15 protein-coding genes are annotated in these 15,335 nt (G+C 74.0%); 7 read left to right on the top strand and 8 right to left on the bottom strand.

The genetic code is table 11. The features are described from left to right. Positions 1–17 precede the first annotated feature (17 nt). Positions 18–2,753, top strand: coding sequence for a hypothetical protein (locus ACFWY5_RS31660; protein ID WP_379636302.1), 2,736 nt, complete (start codon positions 18–20; stop codon positions 2,751–2,753). On the opposite strand, the gene ACFWY5_RS31655 is transcribed toward ACFWY5_RS31660, so the two are convergent. Next, complete coding sequence (locus ACFWY5_RS31655; RefSeq protein ID WP_379617273.1) at positions 2,750–3,229, bottom strand: DUF488 family protein; 480 nt, start codon at positions 3,227–3,229, stop codon at positions 2,750–2,752. The two genes, ACFWY5_RS31660 and ACFWY5_RS31655, sit on opposite strands and share 4 nt — an antisense overlap. Before the next feature lie 77 nt (positions 3,230–3,306). Beyond that, a complete protein-coding gene (locus ACFWY5_RS31650) occupies positions 3,307–3,702 on the bottom strand; it encodes a RidA family protein (protein ID WP_379617271.1) in 396 nt (131 codons plus the stop codon). Positions 3,703–3,828: 126 nt separating this feature from the next. Here ACFWY5_RS31650 and ACFWY5_RS31645 point away from each other — a divergent pair, with 126 nt between their 5' ends. Further along, on the top strand, positions 3,829–4,803 hold the full coding sequence (locus ACFWY5_RS31645; RefSeq protein ID WP_379636301.1) for a helix-turn-helix transcriptional regulator: 975 nt from the start codon (positions 3,829–3,831) through the stop codon (positions 4,801–4,803). On the opposite strand, the gene ACFWY5_RS31640 is transcribed toward ACFWY5_RS31645, so the two are convergent. Next, positions 4,795–6,054, bottom strand: a complete 1,260-nt coding sequence (locus ACFWY5_RS31640) for an FAD-dependent oxidoreductase (protein WP_379636300.1) — start codon at positions 6,052–6,054, stop codon at positions 4,795–4,797. The genes ACFWY5_RS31645 and ACFWY5_RS31640 overlap by 9 nt on opposite strands. A gap of 351 nt (positions 6,055–6,405) precedes the next feature. Between ACFWY5_RS31640 and ACFWY5_RS31635 the strand changes: the two genes are divergently transcribed. From ACFWY5_RS31635 to ACFWY5_RS31625, 3 genes are all read left to right on the top strand, one after another. Then, positions 6,406–7,200, top strand: a complete 795-nt coding sequence (locus ACFWY5_RS31635; RefSeq protein WP_379617183.1) for a Cof-type HAD-IIB family hydrolase — start codon at positions 6,406–6,408, stop codon at positions 7,198–7,200. Positions 7,201–7,308: 108 nt separating this feature from the next. Next, complete coding sequence (locus ACFWY5_RS31630) at positions 7,309–7,701, top strand: hypothetical protein (RefSeq protein ID WP_379617181.1); 393 nt, start codon at positions 7,309–7,311, stop codon at positions 7,699–7,701. Between the two features lie 18 nt (positions 7,702–7,719). Further along, a complete protein-coding gene (locus ACFWY5_RS31625) occupies positions 7,720–8,808 on the top strand; it encodes an alpha/beta hydrolase (RefSeq protein ID WP_379636299.1) in 1,089 nt (362 codons plus the stop codon). 10 nt (positions 8,809–8,818) lie between these two features. Here ACFWY5_RS31625 and ACFWY5_RS31620 read toward each other — a convergent pair whose 3' ends face one another. Then, on the bottom strand, positions 8,819–9,289 hold the full coding sequence (locus tag ACFWY5_RS31620) for a DUF2283 domain-containing protein (protein WP_379617177.1): 471 nt from the start codon (positions 9,287–9,289) through the stop codon (positions 8,819–8,821). 134 nt (positions 9,290–9,423) lie between these two features. On the opposite strand from ACFWY5_RS31620, the gene pyrF reads away from it, so the two are divergent. Further along, positions 9,424–10,230, top strand: coding sequence for an orotidine-5'-phosphate decarboxylase (gene pyrF, locus ACFWY5_RS31615; RefSeq protein ID WP_379617175.1), 807 nt, complete (start codon positions 9,424–9,426; stop codon positions 10,228–10,230). 13 nt (positions 10,231–10,243) lie between these two features. Here the strand turns inward: pyrF and ACFWY5_RS31610 are convergent, their stop codons facing one another. Then, positions 10,244–10,771 carry a helix-turn-helix domain-containing protein gene (locus ACFWY5_RS31610; RefSeq protein WP_379636298.1) on the bottom strand — a complete coding sequence of 176 codons (528 nt, stop codon included), beginning with the start codon at positions 10,769–10,771 and terminating at the stop codon, positions 10,244–10,246. 100 nt (positions 10,772–10,871) lie between these two features. Between ACFWY5_RS31610 and ACFWY5_RS31605 the strand changes: the two genes are divergently transcribed. After that, positions 10,872–11,798, top strand: a complete 927-nt coding sequence (locus ACFWY5_RS31605) for an alpha/beta hydrolase family protein (RefSeq protein ID WP_379636296.1) — start codon at positions 10,872–10,874, stop codon at positions 11,796–11,798. Between the two features lie 6 nt (positions 11,799–11,804). Here the strand turns inward: ACFWY5_RS31605 and rbsK are convergent, their stop codons facing one another. Genes rbsK through ACFWY5_RS31590 form a run of 3 tightly spaced genes read right to left on the bottom strand, consistent with a single transcriptional unit; the run spans position 11,805 to position 15,168 of the window. Then, on the bottom strand, positions 11,805–12,692 hold the full coding sequence (gene rbsK, locus ACFWY5_RS31600; RefSeq protein WP_379636294.1) for a ribokinase: 888 nt from the start codon (positions 12,690–12,692) through the stop codon (positions 11,805–11,807). Continuing rightward, entirely contained in the window at positions 12,689–14,032 is a 1,344-nt protein-coding gene (locus ACFWY5_RS31595) for an ADP-ribosylglycohydrolase family protein (protein ID WP_379636292.1), read from the bottom strand. Before ACFWY5_RS31595 ends, rbsK begins: the two co-directional genes overlap by 4 nt. Next, positions 14,029–15,168 carry an ADP-ribosylglycohydrolase family protein gene (locus ACFWY5_RS31590; protein ID WP_379617165.1) on the bottom strand — a complete coding sequence of 380 codons (1,140 nt, stop codon included), beginning with the start codon at positions 15,166–15,168 and terminating at the stop codon, positions 14,029–14,031. The genes ACFWY5_RS31595 and ACFWY5_RS31590 overlap by 4 nt, the downstream gene beginning before the upstream one ends. Between the last annotated feature and the right edge of the window lie 167 nt (positions 15,169–15,335).

The raw sequence follows: 15,335 nt of genomic DNA, 5'->3' as shown, positions 1-15,335 counted from the left end.
GATGCAACCCTCAATGCATGGAGGAATTGATCACGGCGCTGACCGAGGGAAACAGTGGTCTCATCGCGGTCGTGCCGGAGATCGACGGCCTGGAGGGCGCCGGTGTCACCACCGCCGCCACGAGGGCCTGCGAGGATCCCCGCGTACGCGCCCGCTTCCCCGGCGGCATCGCCTGGCTGACCGTGGGCGCCGACCCCCGCCAGTCGCTCGGCGACCAGTTGCTGGAGCGGGCACTGGAGGTCAGCGGCGGCGCCGACCCGGCCGACTGGATCGAGGTGCTGCTGACCGCCGACGAGCTGACCGCCGCGCCGGGCGACGGGCTGGTCGTGCTGGACGGCGTGCGCGCGCCGCACGTGTCCATGCTCGCGATGATCGTCGCCCACCGCGCCAGCGTCCTGGTCACCGCGCGCACCGCCCGCGGCCTGCCCGGCAGCGCTACGGTCGTGCGGCTTCCGGTACGGCGCTGGCCGCTCCTCGACCGGCTCGCCGCGGCGCTCAAGACCCGCCCCGCCCGCGAACCCGACCTGCGCGAGCCCGCCTCCCGCGAGAGCGCGGTGCACGAGCTGCTCGACGCCGGACTGGTGCGGGCGGAGCTGCCCGACAGCGTCGCCCGCCTGCTGGAGCTGGGCGCGTTCGCCACCGACCGCAACATCCCGACCGGCCTGGCCCGGCTGCTGTGGGCGCGTACCGCCGAGCTGAGCCCGATCGAGTCGGACCTGACGCTGGCCGGGCTGAGCGCGCTCGGCCTGCTCGCCGAGGCCCCCGACCGCGAGGTGCTGCTCGTGCCCGACGTGGTGCGCGGCTACCTGCGCGCCGTGCTCGGCCCGGACGGGCTGCGCCGCGTCAACCGGGCCCTGGTCGAGGCCATCGACCGGGGCGCCGACGGCGAGGCCGCCCACGAGGACATCGCGTACGTGCTCGCCCGGCTACCCGGCCACCTCCGGCAGGCCGGCATGAACGTGGCCGAGCTGGTCTGCGACGGCGGCTGGATCGCGACCAAGCTGCAGAGCTTCGGCGTCGCCGCCGTCGAACAGGATCTGGAGCTGGCCGCGACGCCGCTGGCGGGGCGGCTGCGCCGTACGCTGGCGCAGAGCGCGCTGGTGCTGGCCAGGACCGAGCACGCCGCGCCCGCCGCGCCCACGGCGGCGGCCACCCTCGCCGGGCGGCTGTTCGCGGTGCCGGCGACCGCGCGGGAGATCGCCGCGCTGCTCAGCGGCTCGGGCTCGCCGTGGCTGGAGTGCCTGTGGGCGCCGCCGGACCTGCCGCCGCCCGCGCTGCGCCGGATCATGGGCGCCCGCGGCGAGGAGCGCTACGGCGTGGCGATCAGCCCCGGCGGCGACTGGCTCGTCACCGCCGACGAGATCTGCACCGCGACGATGTGGAACCTGGACGGCACCGTCCGCACCGTGCTGACCGGCCACGAGGACGACGTCACCTGCGTGGCCGTCGCCCCCGACGGCACGTGGCTGGCGACCGGCAGCGACGACGGCACCGTGCGCTTATGGGCCCCTGACGGCACCCAGCGGCAGGTGCTCGAAGGCCACGACGACCCGGTCAGGCATGTGGTGATCGCGCCGGACGGCTCCTGGCTGGCCTCGTGCGCCGAGGACCTGATCGCGTGGGCGCCGGACGGCCGCCTGCTGTGGCGGGCGGCGGCGGCCGAGGACGGGCCGGCGCCCGTGATCACCCCCGACAGCGGCACGCTCGCCTGCCGCGAGAGCACCTGGACCCGCGACGGCCTGCCCGCGGCCGGCACGGCTCCCCCACCCGCCGACCCGCTGGCGGACGTGCGGGCCGCCGAGCACTTCGACCGGCTCGGCGTCACCGGCGTCGCCTTCGCCCCCGACCGCAGCTGGCTGGCCAGCGTCAGCCTCGACGGCAGCATCCGGTTGTGGGACGCCGCCCCCGGCCTGCCCGCGCCCGACGAGCACCTGCGCCGCCGCCCGCTGCGCGCGATCGCCGCCGTGGCCGACGGCAGCGCCCTAGTCACGGCGGGCGGCGCACCCGGCCTGACGCTCTGGGACGAGGAGGGCAGCGCGCGGCGCACGCTGCACGAGCAGGTCACGTTCACCGCCGTGGCGAGCTCCGAGGACGGCGCCCTGCTCGCCGCCACCGACGACGAGGGCCTGCTGTGGCTGCTGGACCGCCACGGACAACCCCTCCATCGCGTACGGCTGCGCGGCCCCGCCCGCTCCGTGGCCATGGCGCCGGACGGTTCCTGGCTGGCCACCGCCGCGCGGGACGCGGTGCAGTTCTGGCGCCCCGACGGGCAGCTGAGCGCCGAGACCTCGATGAAGGAACCCGGCCACCTGGCCATGGCGCCGGGCGGCGCGTGGGTGGCGGCGGGCGGCGAGTCCGTGCTGCTGCTCGACCCGGCGGGCCGCAGGATCGCCCCCGTGCTGACCCCCAGCTCCCCGGTGACCGGCCTGTCCGTCGCGCCCGGCGGCGCCTGGGTGGCCGCCTCCTCCACCAACGGCGCCATCCGGCGCTGGGACCGTACCGGCCGCCTGCGCGACGAACTGGAGGAGCAGACCGCCGCGGTGGGGCTGGCGGCGGGGCCGTTCGGGTCCTGGCTGGCCACGGCGACCGAGGACGCGGCCGTGCGGGTGTGGGACGTGCGCGCCGGCCGGTGCGTGGCCGCCATCCACCTCGACGCCGAGCTGACCGGGTGCGCGTGGACGCCGGGCGGCACCCGCCTGTACGCGGTGGGCCCCGCGGGCCTGTACGGCTTCCGCCTCCACCTGCCCCGCTAAGGCTCCGGGAGCAGGTGGCCGACCGTGACGTGGTGCCGCTCGGCCAGCCGCCGGGCGATCAGCGAGCGGTGGCAGGCCACGGCGTCGCGCTCGACGCAGAGCAGCGCCGCCGTCCCGCCGCCGGCCAGCTCCGACACGATCGGCGTGAGGTCGGCCCGGTCGAGGATCTCGGTGGTGTAGCGGCGGGTGTACTCGGCGGCGAGTTCGCGGCGCGAGCGCTTGCCGACCCCTTGGCGCTCGTCCTCGGCGTATTGGAGGTGGCGCAGCTCGGTGGTCGGCGCGAGCTCACGGTGGTGCTCGTAGCCGATCCCGGCATCGGCGAGGGCCGCCTGCAGCCTCCGGGAGTTGGCCCAGGCGTACTCGGGGCCGCGCACGCCGCGCCGCTGGCGTACGTCGAGCAGCAGGCGGACGTCCGCCCGCCGCAGCCGCCGCAGGAAGGACTCGCCGTCGAAGCCGTAGACGCCGACCGTCACCATTCTGAGCACCGGACAATCACCCGCCTTCCCGTTTCTGGTGCCGCCTCCGGCCGTCCTGCCGGAGGCGGCGGGCCGTGTCACGCGACGGCGGTTCCCTCGAGCTCGACCAGCAGGTCGGGGACCGCCAGCCGGGTCACCCCGAGCATCGTGGTGGACGGCGCCACCCGGGCGGCGCCCAGCCGCCCCGCCAGCACGCCGTAGTGCTGGAAGAGCCGGTCGACGTCGGTGGTGTAGACGTTGAGCCGGACCAGGTTCGCGAGGGACATGCCGGCCTCGCCGAGCACGGCCTCCAGGTTGTCGAGGCTCAGCGCCAGCTGGGCCGCCATGTCATCGGCGTGCTGGGGCTTGCCGTCGGCGCTCATCGCGGTCTGCCCGGAGCAGTACAGGGTCCTGGTCTGCCCGGAGACGACCTCGCCCTGGTTGTAGCCCAGCTCCGTCGACCACGCCCACGGGTTGACCGCCGTTCGCTCGATTGCCATATCCGCTCCATTCGCTTCGTTTCATCACATGCGCCGATCGGCTCGGTAGCCGTCGTCGTGCTCATCAGCCTCCCGGCAAATCACGACATCCTCTGTCGCGTATTCCTGTTAAGTTTTCGTATGCGCGCCGACCGGTTGGTCTCGCTGGTCCTGCTGCTGCGGCAGCACGGCCGGCTGTCCGCGGTCGCGCTCGCCCGCGAGCTGGAGGTCTCCACCCGCACCGTGCTGCGCGACATCGAGGCCCTGTCCGCGGCCGGGGTCCCGGTCTACGCCGAACGCGGCCGGCACGGGGGCTTCGCGTTGCTGCCCGGGTTCCGTACCGAGCTCACCGGGCTGAACCACGACGAGGCCCTCGCCCTGCTGGTCGCCGGATCGCGGCGCGGCGCGCAGGCGTTCGGCCTCGGTTCCGCGCTCGCGTCGGCGATGCTCAAGGTGGTCGACGCGCTGCCCGACAGCTATCGCGACACCGCCGCCGGGGCGGCCGAACGCCTGCTCATCGACCCGGAGACCGACCTCCTCTCGCGCCGCCTCGTCGACGAGGAGGTGCCCGACGCGATCGCGGCCGAGGTCCTGCGCGCGGTGTTCGCCGGGCACAAGCTGCGGATCCATTACGCGGCCGTGGGCCAGACCCCGGAATGGCGCACGGTGGACCCGATCGGCCTGGTCACCGTCCGCGACCGGGGCTACCTGCTGGCCACGAAGTCCGGCGCGGACCGTACGTACCGGCTGTCGCGGGTCCTGGCCGCCAAGGAGCTCGACGAGCCCGCGCAGCGACCGGACCGGGTCGACCTGGACCGGGCCTGGCAGGAGCGCAGCACGCGGTTCCGGACCGGCGGCGACCAGGTCGCCGTGCTGGTCCGGCTGAACCCGGCGCGGCGGGAGGACCTGGTGGGCACCGCACTGGCCGTCCTGTCCGAGGAGAGCGGCGCGGACGGCCGGCTGCTCATGGAGGTGACCTTCCAAGATCGGAGACACGCCGAGTGGGCGCTGTGGCAGCTCACCACGAGCGCCGAAGCCCTGACCCCGCAGTGGCTGCGCGACTCGCTGCGCGAGCGTGCCACCGCGATCGCCACCCGCTACGGAACGTCAGCCTGAGCGGGACCGCAGGCGGCGTAGCAGAAGTGCCGACAGGGCCGCGGCGCCCAGAGCCGCGCCGGCGGCGAGCCCGCGCTGGCGCGCCACCCGGCGCTCCACCTGCGAGTACGGCGTGGTGGAGAAGGAGACCAGCTCATAACGGGAGACGTAGCGGCCCGGCAGCGCCCGCTCCAGCGCGTGTTCGAGGCGCTTGCCGGCCAGGAACGCCTTCGAGCCGACCTTGTCGCGCATCTCCACGAAGTTGTCCAGCGCGAGGCGGGCGATGACGTCGGTGTCCGCCCGGCGGCGTTCGAAGCGGTCCAGGGCGGCCGGGAAGTCGTCGCCGGTCTCGTCCAGGCACCGGTCGAGCTCGACGCAGTCCTCGAAGCCGCAGTTGGCGCCCTGGCCGTAGAAGGGGACGATCGCGTGGGCGGCGTCGCCGATCAGGCCCACGGTGCTCCCGCCGACGCGGGCGTGCCAGGGCGCGCAGCGCATCGTGACCAGGTGGCCCACCGGGTTGGCGCGGAAGCCGGACACGAGCGCGGGCAGGTGGGCGTCGGGGTAGTGCCCGGCGAAGTACGCCTCGATCTGTTCGGCTGTGCGCAGGCGGGCGAAGGTCTCGTGCGGCCAGAACAGCGTGCAGGTGAACGAGCGGTCCGGGTTCGGCAGCGCGATCATCATCGAGCGGCCGCGCGGCCAGATGTGCAGCGCTCCGGGCTCCATCGCCCAGTCGCCGTCGCGCGGCGGGATGGACAGCTCCTTGTAGCCGTAGTCGAGGTAGGACTGGCTGAAGTCCACGCCCGGCAGCGCCCGCAGCTTCGCGCGGACCGCGCTGTGGGCGCCGTCCGCGCCGATCACCACCGCGCCCGGCGGCAGGTCCGCCTCCACCCGGTGGCCGAAGGTGACGGTGACGCCGTCGTGCTTCTCGGCCGCGTCGAGGAGCTTGTGGTTGAGGTCGGCGCGGCTGATGGAGTTGATGGCGTGGGTGCCGGCGGCGCTGTAGGGCTGGAAGGTGAGCGAACCGTCCACGGCGTGCATCATCCGGCCCGGCATCGGAATCGCCCGCGCGAGCACCTCCCCCTCCAGCCCGAGGCGGCGAAGCGCGTCGATGCCCCGTTCGGAGATCGCCAGATTGATCGAACGCCCCCGGTCCGCGCCCTCGACCCGCGGGTCCGGGCGGCGCTCGTAGACGGTGACCCGGTGGCCTCGGCGCGCCAGGAAACAGGCGAGCAGACACCCGACCAGCCCGGCACCGACGACGGTAACCTCCATCTTTCCTTGGTACGGCCCGGCATCCCCGATGTCCAGAACCCCCCACCCCGCCCACCCTCGGTTACCCGCACCCGGCCCCACCTCCGCCCCGGCCTTGCGCGAGGCCGGACTTCCAGGTCCGAACCGGCCCGCACCAGGCTCCCGGGACCGGACCGGCCGGGACCGGGACCTCCAGGACCCGGACCTTTCAGGGGCCGGACCGACGGGCTGAACCCCTCGGTCGCCCCCCGCGACCGGACCTCCGGGGGCGGACCTCCGGGGGCGAGGGGGGCCGCTGGGTGGAGGGTGGGGGCGGAGTTGTGATGCTTGGTGGTTGGTGGCTGTTTGGGTGGGTTGGTGATACTTGGGCAGGTGACTCCTCCTCGCCTCGTGGCCACCGACCTTGACGGCACCCTCCTCGACTCCACCGGCTCCCTCACCCCCCGCACCCGAGCGGCCCTGCGCCTGGCCGAGCGGGCCGGCGCCGAGATCGTGTTCGTGACCGCCCGCCCACCACGCGGCGCGGAGCGGGTGGCGGCCCTGGCCGGGGTGGCGGGGACGGCGGTCTGCAGCAACGGCGCGATCGTCTACGACCTGGCCGGCCGTACCATCACCGAACGCGTCGACCTCGACCCGGCCATCCTCCGCAAGATCATGGCCGCGCTGGCGGAGAGCGTGCCGGGTATCGTGTTCGCCGCGGAGACGGGGCACGGCGTCCTGTGCGAACCCGGCTACTCCCGGCGTATCGCCGAAGACCTCGACTTCTACCGCGACGTCCCCTCCGTCTGCGAGGCGGGTGAGCCGGTGGCCAAGCTGCTGGCCTGGGCGGCCGGTCACCCGGTGGACGAGCTGGCGAGCCTGGCCGTGGCCGCGGTACAGGACCAGGTCACCGTCACCCACTCCGGCGGCCGGAGCCTGCTGGAGATCAGCGCCACCGGCGTCGACAAGGCGGCCGCCCTGGCCCGCGTGTGCCGGGCCCGCGGCGTGGACGCCGCCGACGTGGTGGCCTTCGGCGACATGCCGAACGACCTGGCCGTCCTCGCCTACGCCGGCCACGGCTACGCGATGGGCAACGCCCATCCCCTCCTCCTGGAGTCGATCGGGCGCCGCACCCTGTCCAACGACGAGGACGGTGTCGCCGCCGTCCTGGAACGCCTGTACGGCTGAGCCCCGCGTACCCCATCTGTAGTACGGACGATCGCGACACCGGGCGGATGCCGGGCGGCGCGGGACCCGCGAGGCTGGCGGTCTCAGCCGAGATCGAAGGAGAACCCCGTGGTCACCCAGCAGGTCGTCAAGGAGCGCGGCGGGCTCAGGGCCGCCTTCAAGGTCGCCATCGTCCTCAACGCGCTCGCGGTCCTGGCCCAGGGGGTCACGGCCGGCCAGCTGCTCAGCGGCTCCGGTACCGCCGCGCACGGCATGGGCGCCGGCGCCGTGCACGTCGCGGGGCTGCTGGTGGCGATCACCGGGGTGCTCGCGTGGAAGCCGGGACGCGGCGCGGGCTGGCCGGCGCTGGTGGGGGTGGGAATCCTGCTGCTGGGGTTCGCGCAGTCGATGACCGGCGGGTCGGGCGCCACGGCGGTGCACGTGCCGCTGGCGCTGGCGATTTTCGGGCTCAGCGTGTGGCTGGCGGTATGGGCGTTCAGCCCTCGCATGTCGCGTATGTGAACAAGTACTGTCGGACTCGTGAGTGACGTGCGCGTGGTCGTGGGGCCGGGGGTCGTCGCCGATCCCACCCTTCTGTCGGAGGTCGCCGAACGCGAGTTCGCGGCCCTGGGGGTGAAGGGCCACATCAGGTACGCCCGCACCGTCGGCGAACTGCGCCCCGACGGCGGCATCCCGGTGATCCTCCCGGGACCGGACCCGGCGGCGCGGGCCCTCATGAGCGAGCCGGTGGGCCCGGTCGTCTGGCTGGACCTCACCCGCGACGACCGGGTGAGTCCCGGCAAGGACGCCCGTCACCTGCACGGACGCGGCGTGGACGGCCTGGCGTGGGCGATCAGGCACGCCGTGCACCGCACCCGCCACAGCGCCCGCCGCATCCCCTACGGTTCTCACCCCGACCAGTGGGCCGACCTCTACCTCCCGCCCGCCGAAGCACCCACCACCGGATCGCCCACCGCCACCGTGTCCTCCGGCGGCCTGCCGGTGATCGTGCTGGTGCACGGGGGCTACTGGCGGTCGATCTGGGCCGCCGACCTGATGGAGCCGCTCGCCGCCGACCTGGTCGGGCGCGGGTTCGCGGTGTGGAACCTGGAGTACCGCCGCCCCGACCTCCACGGCTGGCGGGCCACGACCGCGGACGTGGCGGCGGGCGTCGACGCCCTGGCCGGTGCCGCGGAGCCGGCGCTGGACCTGAGCCGGGTCGCGGTGGCCGGGCACTCGGCCGGCGCCCAGCTGGCACTGCGTGCGGCGGCCGACGGCGCGCGGGTGGCGCTGGCCGTCTCCCTGGCGGGCGTCCTGGACCTCGTGGAGGCCGGGCGCCGGTGGCTGAGCTCGGGCGCGGTGGCCTCCGCCCTGGGTCCGGACACCCAGGTGTACGGCGAGGCCAGCCCCCTGGCCAGGCTCCCCCTGAAGGTACGCCAGCTGGTGGTCCAAGGCTCGGGCGACGACCTGGACCTGGTCGACTTCAGCCGCCGCTATGCCAGAGCCGCCAAGGAGTCCGGCGACGACCTCACGTACCTGGAGATGTCCGGCGACCACTTCGCGGTCATCGACCCCGCCACCCCCATCTGGCGCACCACCGCCGTGGCCATGGCCAACGCCCTGCGCTGAGACCGGGGCGTCAGGCGCGCATCTCGGAGGGCAGGGCGGTGTCGGCGTTCAGGAGTTCCACGCCCAGCAGCTCGCCCGACTCGCCGAAGTCCAGGACCACGTCGTCCGCGACCGCCTGCCGTACCGCCTCGCCCGGGGCGATCTCCCGCTTCATCGCGATGTACGCCGCGTTGACCTCGTGGTCCATCCTCAGGTAGACGGTCCTCGGGCCGGACGGTTCCTCGTCCCATGACAGCAGGCCCTCGCGGCCCTCCGGCGAGTTGGCCACCGCCGTACGCAGGACCCCGAGCACCATCTCCACGACCTTCACCGCGTCCGCCTCGGTGACCTTGCGCTCGTGTTCCCATCCGTCCAGGCCGTCGATCCGGTAGGGGCACGACCACTCCCCCGTCGGCTCCTCGTACGGCAGGCCGACCGTGATCGTCACCTCCCTGGGCGGCATGGTGCGCAGGGTGAGTGTGCGGCTGGCGATCTCGTACATGCCTGCGACCTACCCACGAGCGGGTCCCCGCATCCGGCCGGGGCCGTACCCCCCGACTCATACCGTGGTCGTCTATTCCGTTCTGCCCGCGCCGCGAACCAGTTAGGCTGCGGCGCGTAAGGGGGGTCACTGTGATGGAAGAGACGTTCGGGGCGCGCCTGCGCTCCAGACTGGATAAATACGGACCTCTGTGCGTCGGCATCGACCCGAGCCCCGCGCAACTGCTCGCCTGGGGCCTGGACGACTCACCCGCGGGCCTGGAGAAGTTCAGCCGCACGGTCGTGGAGGAGATCTCCGACGTCGCCGCGGTGGTCAAGCCGCAGTCGGCGTTCTACGAGCGCTGGGGCAGCCGCGGCGTGGCGGTGCTGGAGCGCACGGTCCGCGACCTGCGCGCCGCCGGCCCGCTGGTCATCCTGGACGCGAAGCGCGGCGACGTGGAGTCCACCATGATCGCGTACGCCGAGGCCTACCTCGACCCCGGCAGCCCCCTGGCCGCCGACGCCCTGACGGTCAGCCCGTACCTGGGCCTGGCCTCCCTGGCCCCCGCGATCCGGCAGGCCCACACCAACGACGCCGGCCTGTTCATTCTGGCCCGCACCTCCAACCCGCAGGCCGAGCGGCTGCAGTCACGCGTGGCCGGCCAGATCTACGACGCGGTGACCGGCCTGAACCAGGGCGCGACCCCGCTGGGCTCGATCGGCGTGGTGGTCGGCGCCACGGTCGCCGACGCCGGCTTCGACCTCTCCCGCCTGAACGGCCCCGTCCTCGCACCGGGCCTGGGCGCCCAGGGCGCCTCTCCGTCCGACCTCGCGCGCCTGTTCGCCGGGGTACGGCAGGCCGTCATCCCCTCGGTGTCGCGCGCGGCGACGGAGAACCCGGCCAGGATCCGCGAGATCACCCTGCGCTACCGCGACGACTGCGCCCACCACCTGGCCTCCTGACGGGCGGGCCCCCTCAGTCCTCCAGCGGAAACTGGATCGGGCTGATGAGGTAGCGGCGCCGTCCGGGCGCCGGCTCGTTGCCCAGGTGGGGAACCAGGGCGGCCCGCACACCGGCGATCACCTGCTCCAGCTCCGCCGGATCGAGCCACACGGCGTGCTGCCGGTATCCGACCGCGTCGGCGATGGGATCGGCGTGCTCGCGCTCGACGTAGGCGCCGAACTCCGCGAGCAGCGTGGCGACGGCGGCGGCGAAGACGCGGCGGTGCTCCTCGGGTGACAGCGCGACCATCGCCTCCGGCTCGACGGCGGCGTGCTCGCGGCGCAGCCGGTAGCGGCGTTCCACCGCGCCCCGCACCCGCTCCTCCCCGTCGACCTCCAGGATTCCGGCGTCGGCCAGGACGCCGACGTGCCGGTACACGGTCGCCTTCGACACGTCCGGGATGACCTCGCAGAGCTGGGCGGTGGTCAGGGTCCGCTGCCCGGCCATGGCGTGAATGACGCGCAGCCGTACCGGATGGGCGAAGAGTTCCAAGGCGTCCACGGATCTATGGTTTCATGTCGTGCGACCATTCTCAACTATTGCGAACGTTCGCATCGAGCGATAACGTGAATGCGACATATCGTGAAGATCGGGAGTACCCATGTACCGAGACCTGAGCCTGACCATCGACGGCGGCCTGTCCCTGTCCGGCACGCTGACCCTGCCGGACGGCGACGGCCCGCACCCCGCCGTCCTCCTGCTCATGCCGGGCAGGCTCGACCGCGACGGCAACCTCGGCAAGGGCCGCGTCGAACTGGGCGGCCCGCTCGCGGCCGCCCTTGCCGCCAAGGGCGTCGCCTCCTACCGCTACGACCGCCGCGGCGTCGGCGCGACCCCGGGCGACTGGCAGGCGACCGGCTTCTACCAGCACCGCGCCGACGCCGCCGCGGCCCTGCGCGAGCTCGCCAAACTGCCGGAGATCGGCACCGTCGGCGCCATCGGCTACAGCGAGGGCGCGCTGCACGCCGCGGCGCTCGGCGCGCACGAGGGCGCCGCGGCGGTGGTGATGATCTCCGGCCACACCATGACCGGCGAGGAGACGCTGCTGTGGTTCGCCGGGCTCAAGGACGCCGAGGGCCTGTCCTGGCCGATACGGCTCGTCGCGCTGCTGCTCGGGCAGCGCACGATGCGCGGCCTGGCCGCCAAGCTGTCGGCCAGGATCAAGGCCACGAAGGGCGACGTGGCGCGGCTGTACGGCTTCAAGATCCCCGCGCGGTCGATGCGCGAGTTCCTCACCTACGACCCCAAGAAGGACCTCGCCGAGGTCCGCGTGCCCCTGCTGGCCGTCACGGGGGCCAAGGACGTGCAGGTCAGCCCCGACGACCTCGACGTACTCGCCGAAGTGGTCCCGGGCCCAGCCGAGGTCCGCCGCCTGCCCGACCTCACGCACCTGCTGCGCCGCGACCCCGGCCCCGCCTCACAGAGCACGTACGGCAGGCAGTACGCCAAGCCCGTCGACCCCGGCCTCGTCGAGGAGGTGTCGGCCTGGATCGCCGCCGGCCTGACGACCCGCTCCCCCCGCCCCTGAGGGGCTTCAGCCGCGCAGGAAGGCGTCGATCTCGGCACGGGCCGGCATCGAGGTACTGGCCCCCTCCCGCTGCACCGACAGTGCGGCCGCCGCCGACGCGAACCGCAGCGCCCGCGCCGGATCCAGCCCCTCCCCCCGGGCCACCGCCAGCGCCCCCACGAACGTGTCCCCCGCCGCCGTGGTGTCCACCGCCTTCACCGGCACCGCCGCCACCCGCAGCCGCTCACCGGAGCGCGAGCCGTACAGCGCCCCGGCCGCCCCGAGCGTGATCACCGCCTCGGGCACCCGCTTCAGAAGCGCGTCGAGCGCCTCATCGGCCCCGGAGGCGCCGGTGATGGCGGCGGCCTCGTGCTCGTTCGGGACGATCAGGGTCACGGCGTCCAGCAGTTCGTCCGGCAGCGGCCGGGCGGGCGCCGGGGTGAGGATGACCGGCGCACCGGACACCTGCGCCGCCTGGGCGGCCCCGATGACCGCCTCCATGGGCAGTTCGAGCTGCAGCAGCAACGCCCGCGAGGCGGCGATCACGGCGAGATCGTCCCCCGAGGGCCCGCTGACGGTGCCGTTGGCGCCGGGGACCACGATGATCGAGTTGCCCCCGTCGTCGTCGACCACGATGTGCGCGATGCCGCTGGAACCGGGCACCTGCCGCAGCCCCCTGACATCCACCCCGGCCTCGGCGAGCGTGGCCCGCATCTCGGCCCCGAACCCGTCGTCGCCCACCGCCCCCAGGAACGCCACCCGGCCACCCGCCCGCGCCGCGGCGATGGCCTGGTTGGCCCCCTTGCCACCGGGAATCGTACGGAAGGCACGCCCGGTGATGGTCTCCCCGGTTCTGGGAGCCTGCGCCACATACGCGACCAGGTCCATGTTCGCGCTGCCGAAGACCGAGATCATGCCTTCATCATCTCCTGGGTACGGCGGGCCAGCTCTGCCAGCCCCACTCCATCGAAGCCGGTGAGGCTGGTGGACAGGCGGTCCCGCATGAGCCACTGCTCGGGCACCCGGCCGGCCAGCGCACCGGCGATCGAGCCGACGGTGGCGCCGGCCGAGTCAGTGTCCCAGCCGCCGGCGACGGCCCCGGCGATGGCCCGGGTGAAGTCGCCGCGGCTGTGGACCAGGGCGGCGGCGGTCAGGGCGGCGTTGTTGATCGTGTGCACCCAGTGCAGGCCGCCGTGCCGCTCGTACAGGCCGTCCACGACCTGCTCGAAGTCGCCGGCCGAGCGGGCCGCCTCGACGGCCTGCCGTACCGCGTGATGCAGGCGGGAGCGGGCGGGCACGACGGTCAGGCCCGTCTCCACGACGTCTTCGGCGTCCGTGCTCACCAGGGCACGGGCGCACATGGCGGCGACGAACATCGCGCCGTAGAGCCCGTTGGCGGTGTGGGTCAGGCGGGCGTCGCGGTAGGCGTGGATCGCGGCCGACGCCGGGTCGCCCGGGTTCACCCATCCGTAGACGTCGGCCCTGATGAAGGCGCCGATCCACTCGCGGAACGGGTTGCGGTGGGTCGCGGTGTCCGGAGGTTCCAGGCCGTCGAGCAGGTTGCGGTAGGCGACGCGCTCGGCGGTGAAGGTACGGCCGGCGGGCAGCTCGTCCAGCCACAACTTGGCCACGTCGTCGGTGGTGAACCCGTGGCCGTGCCGCTCCAGGACGGTGAGCGCGAGCAGCGGGTAGTTGAGGTCGTCGTCCTCGGGGATGCCGTCGATGTTCTCGGCCAGCGAGTTGACGGCGCTGCGCCGGTTCCACGGCCACCGGCCGGCCACCTCGGCGGGCAGGCCCTTCGCGGTGAACCAGCCCCGGATCGGCCAGTTCCCCGTGGCCTCGGCGATCTCCCTGATGCCCGCGCGCGGGATCTTCTCCACCGGCTTGCCGAGCACGCACCCGGCGGCCCGGCCCTGCCAGGCGGCCAGCAGGCGCGCCGGGTCGGGCACTGCGGGCCGCGGTGCGGGCCAGGCGGCGCAGGCGGCGATGATGTCGGTCAGCTCGCCCGGCTCCTCCAGCGGCGAGGTGAGCGCGGCGAGCCGGCCCATCAGCTCACCGGCCAGCCCGCGCAGCCGCGCAGCCCGCGGCTCGGAGGCGCCGGCGCGCGGCGGGGCGTCGTGCCCGCCCGCCGCGTGCCACTCGCCGGTGATGCGGGCGAGCTGGGCGGGGTGGGCGGCGGCCCGCCCGTCCTCCCCGGCCTGCCGGAGCTCGTGCCCGATCAGGTCCTCCGGCTGTACCCAGGTGAGGCGGATCATTCGCCCGCCAGCTCGGCGAAGGCGTCCTCGTGGGCGCGCCTGCGGGCCAGGTCGGCGGTGTGGACGCGCTTGGCCACCCGGGCGATCGCCCGCCCCGGCGTCACGATGTCGGTACGGCTGGCCGTACCGACCGCCTCGACCCACGCGGCGGGCACGCTGTCGAGCCCGCCGAGCGCGCCCGCGATCGCCCCGCCCATGGAGGCGATCGAGTCGGCGTCGCGCCCGTAGTTCACCCCGCCGAGCACGGTCTCCCTGAAGTCGCCCTTGGCGATCACCAGGAAGGCCAGCGCCAGCGGCAGCTCCTCGATGCTGTGCACCCGGCTCGGCCGGCGCGCCCCGAGTCCCTGGTCACGGTAGGTGTCGGCGACGGTGTCGTAGGGCCGCATGGCGGCGCGCAGCCTCTCGAACGAGCCGTCCCAGTGCCCGAGATCCACCGCGGCGCCGCACACGGCCTCGATGGCGGCGCGGGTGCCGTCCTTGGCCAGGCGGATCGAGGTGGCGATCACGCTGTCCACGGTGGCGCCCGGCCGCATGGCCTCGGCGACCGCGGCGGCCATGATTCCGGCCGCCTCGCGGCCGTAGCTGGACTGGTGGGCGCCGGTCAGGTCGATCGCCTCGGCGTAGGCTGCGTCCGGGTCGCCGGCGTTGACGACGCCGACCGGGGCGACGTACATGGCGGCGCCGCAGTTCACGATGTTGCCCACACCGGCCTCGCGCGGGTCGGCGTGGCCGTAGTGCAGGCGGGCCACGATCCACTTCTCGGCCAGGAAGATCCGCTGCAGCGGCAGCGCCTCGGCCTCCAGTTCGGGGATCCACACACGCTCGCCCATCAGTTCCGGCACGAAGTGCTCGGCCATCGCGTACGCGTCGAGGTGGCGGCCGGCCTTCTCGTACACGCGGATCAGCGCGTGCGTCATCAGGGTGTCGTCGGTGATGTGGCCGTCGCCCTTGTGGTACGGGGCGATCGGGCGGGCGTTGCGCCAGTCCTCGTTGTACGGCGGCACGATGCCCTCGACCGGCCCGCCGTACCTGGTGGTGATCTGCTCGGGAGTCCAGCCTTCCGTGGCGCCGCCCAGAGCGTCACCCACCGCGGCCCCCGCCACGCAGCCAGCGGCTTTGTCCTCAAGCGGCGTCATGTCAGTCCTTCCGTGAGTTCCAGGAGATCCCTGCCCGCCAGTTCTGGCAAGCAGCAACCGGCCAGCGTGCGAACCGGCGCGATCCACCCCTCCGGGATCGAGCCGTACCCCCCGCACGCTCCGGTGATCGCGCCCGCGAGCGCGTGCGCGGAGTCCTCTGTGGCGGC

Source organism: Nonomuraea sp. NPDC059007, assembly GCF_042740555.1.
GTDB lineage: Bacteria > Actinomycetota > Actinomycetes > Streptosporangiales > Streptosporangiaceae > Nonomuraea.
This window is presented reverse-complemented; position numbering and strand designations above follow the sequence as displayed.

Excerpts from the sequence above, each read along its gene's own strand:
- ACFWY5_RS31660 (WP_379636302.1), top strand. The coding sequence starts at position 18 with ATGGAGGAATTGATCACGGCGCTGACCGAGGGAAACAGTGGTCTCATC.
- ACFWY5_RS31655 (WP_379617273.1), bottom strand. The coding sequence starts at position 3,229 with ATGGTGACGGTCGGCGTCTACGGCTTCGACGGCGAGTCCTTCCTGCGG.
- ACFWY5_RS31645 (WP_379636301.1), top strand. The coding sequence starts at position 3,829 with ATGCGCGCCGACCGGTTGGTCTCGCTGGTCCTGCTGCTGCGGCAGCAC.
- ACFWY5_RS31640 (WP_379636300.1), bottom strand. The coding sequence starts at position 6,054 with ATGGAGGTTACCGTCGTCGGTGCCGGGCTGGTCGGGTGTCTGCTCGCC.
- ACFWY5_RS31620 (WP_379617177.1), bottom strand. The coding sequence starts at position 9,289 with ATGTACGAGATCGCCAGCCGCACACTCACCCTGCGCACCATGCCGCCC.
- pyrF (WP_379617175.1), top strand. The coding sequence starts at position 9,424 with ATGGAAGAGACGTTCGGGGCGCGCCTGCGCTCCAGACTGGATAAATAC.
- ACFWY5_RS31605 (WP_379636296.1), top strand. The coding sequence starts at position 10,872 with ATGTACCGAGACCTGAGCCTGACCATCGACGGCGGCCTGTCCCTGTCC.
- rbsK (WP_379636294.1), bottom strand. The coding sequence starts at position 12,692 with ATGATCTCGGTCTTCGGCAGCGCGAACATGGACCTGGTCGCGTATGTG.
- ACFWY5_RS31595 (WP_379636292.1), bottom strand. The coding sequence starts at position 14,032 with ATGATCCGCCTCACCTGGGTACAGCCGGAGGACCTGATCGGGCACGAG.
- ACFWY5_RS31590 (WP_379617165.1), bottom strand. The coding sequence starts at position 15,168 with ATGACGCCGCTTGAGGACAAAGCCGCTGGCTGCGTGGCGGGGGCCGCG.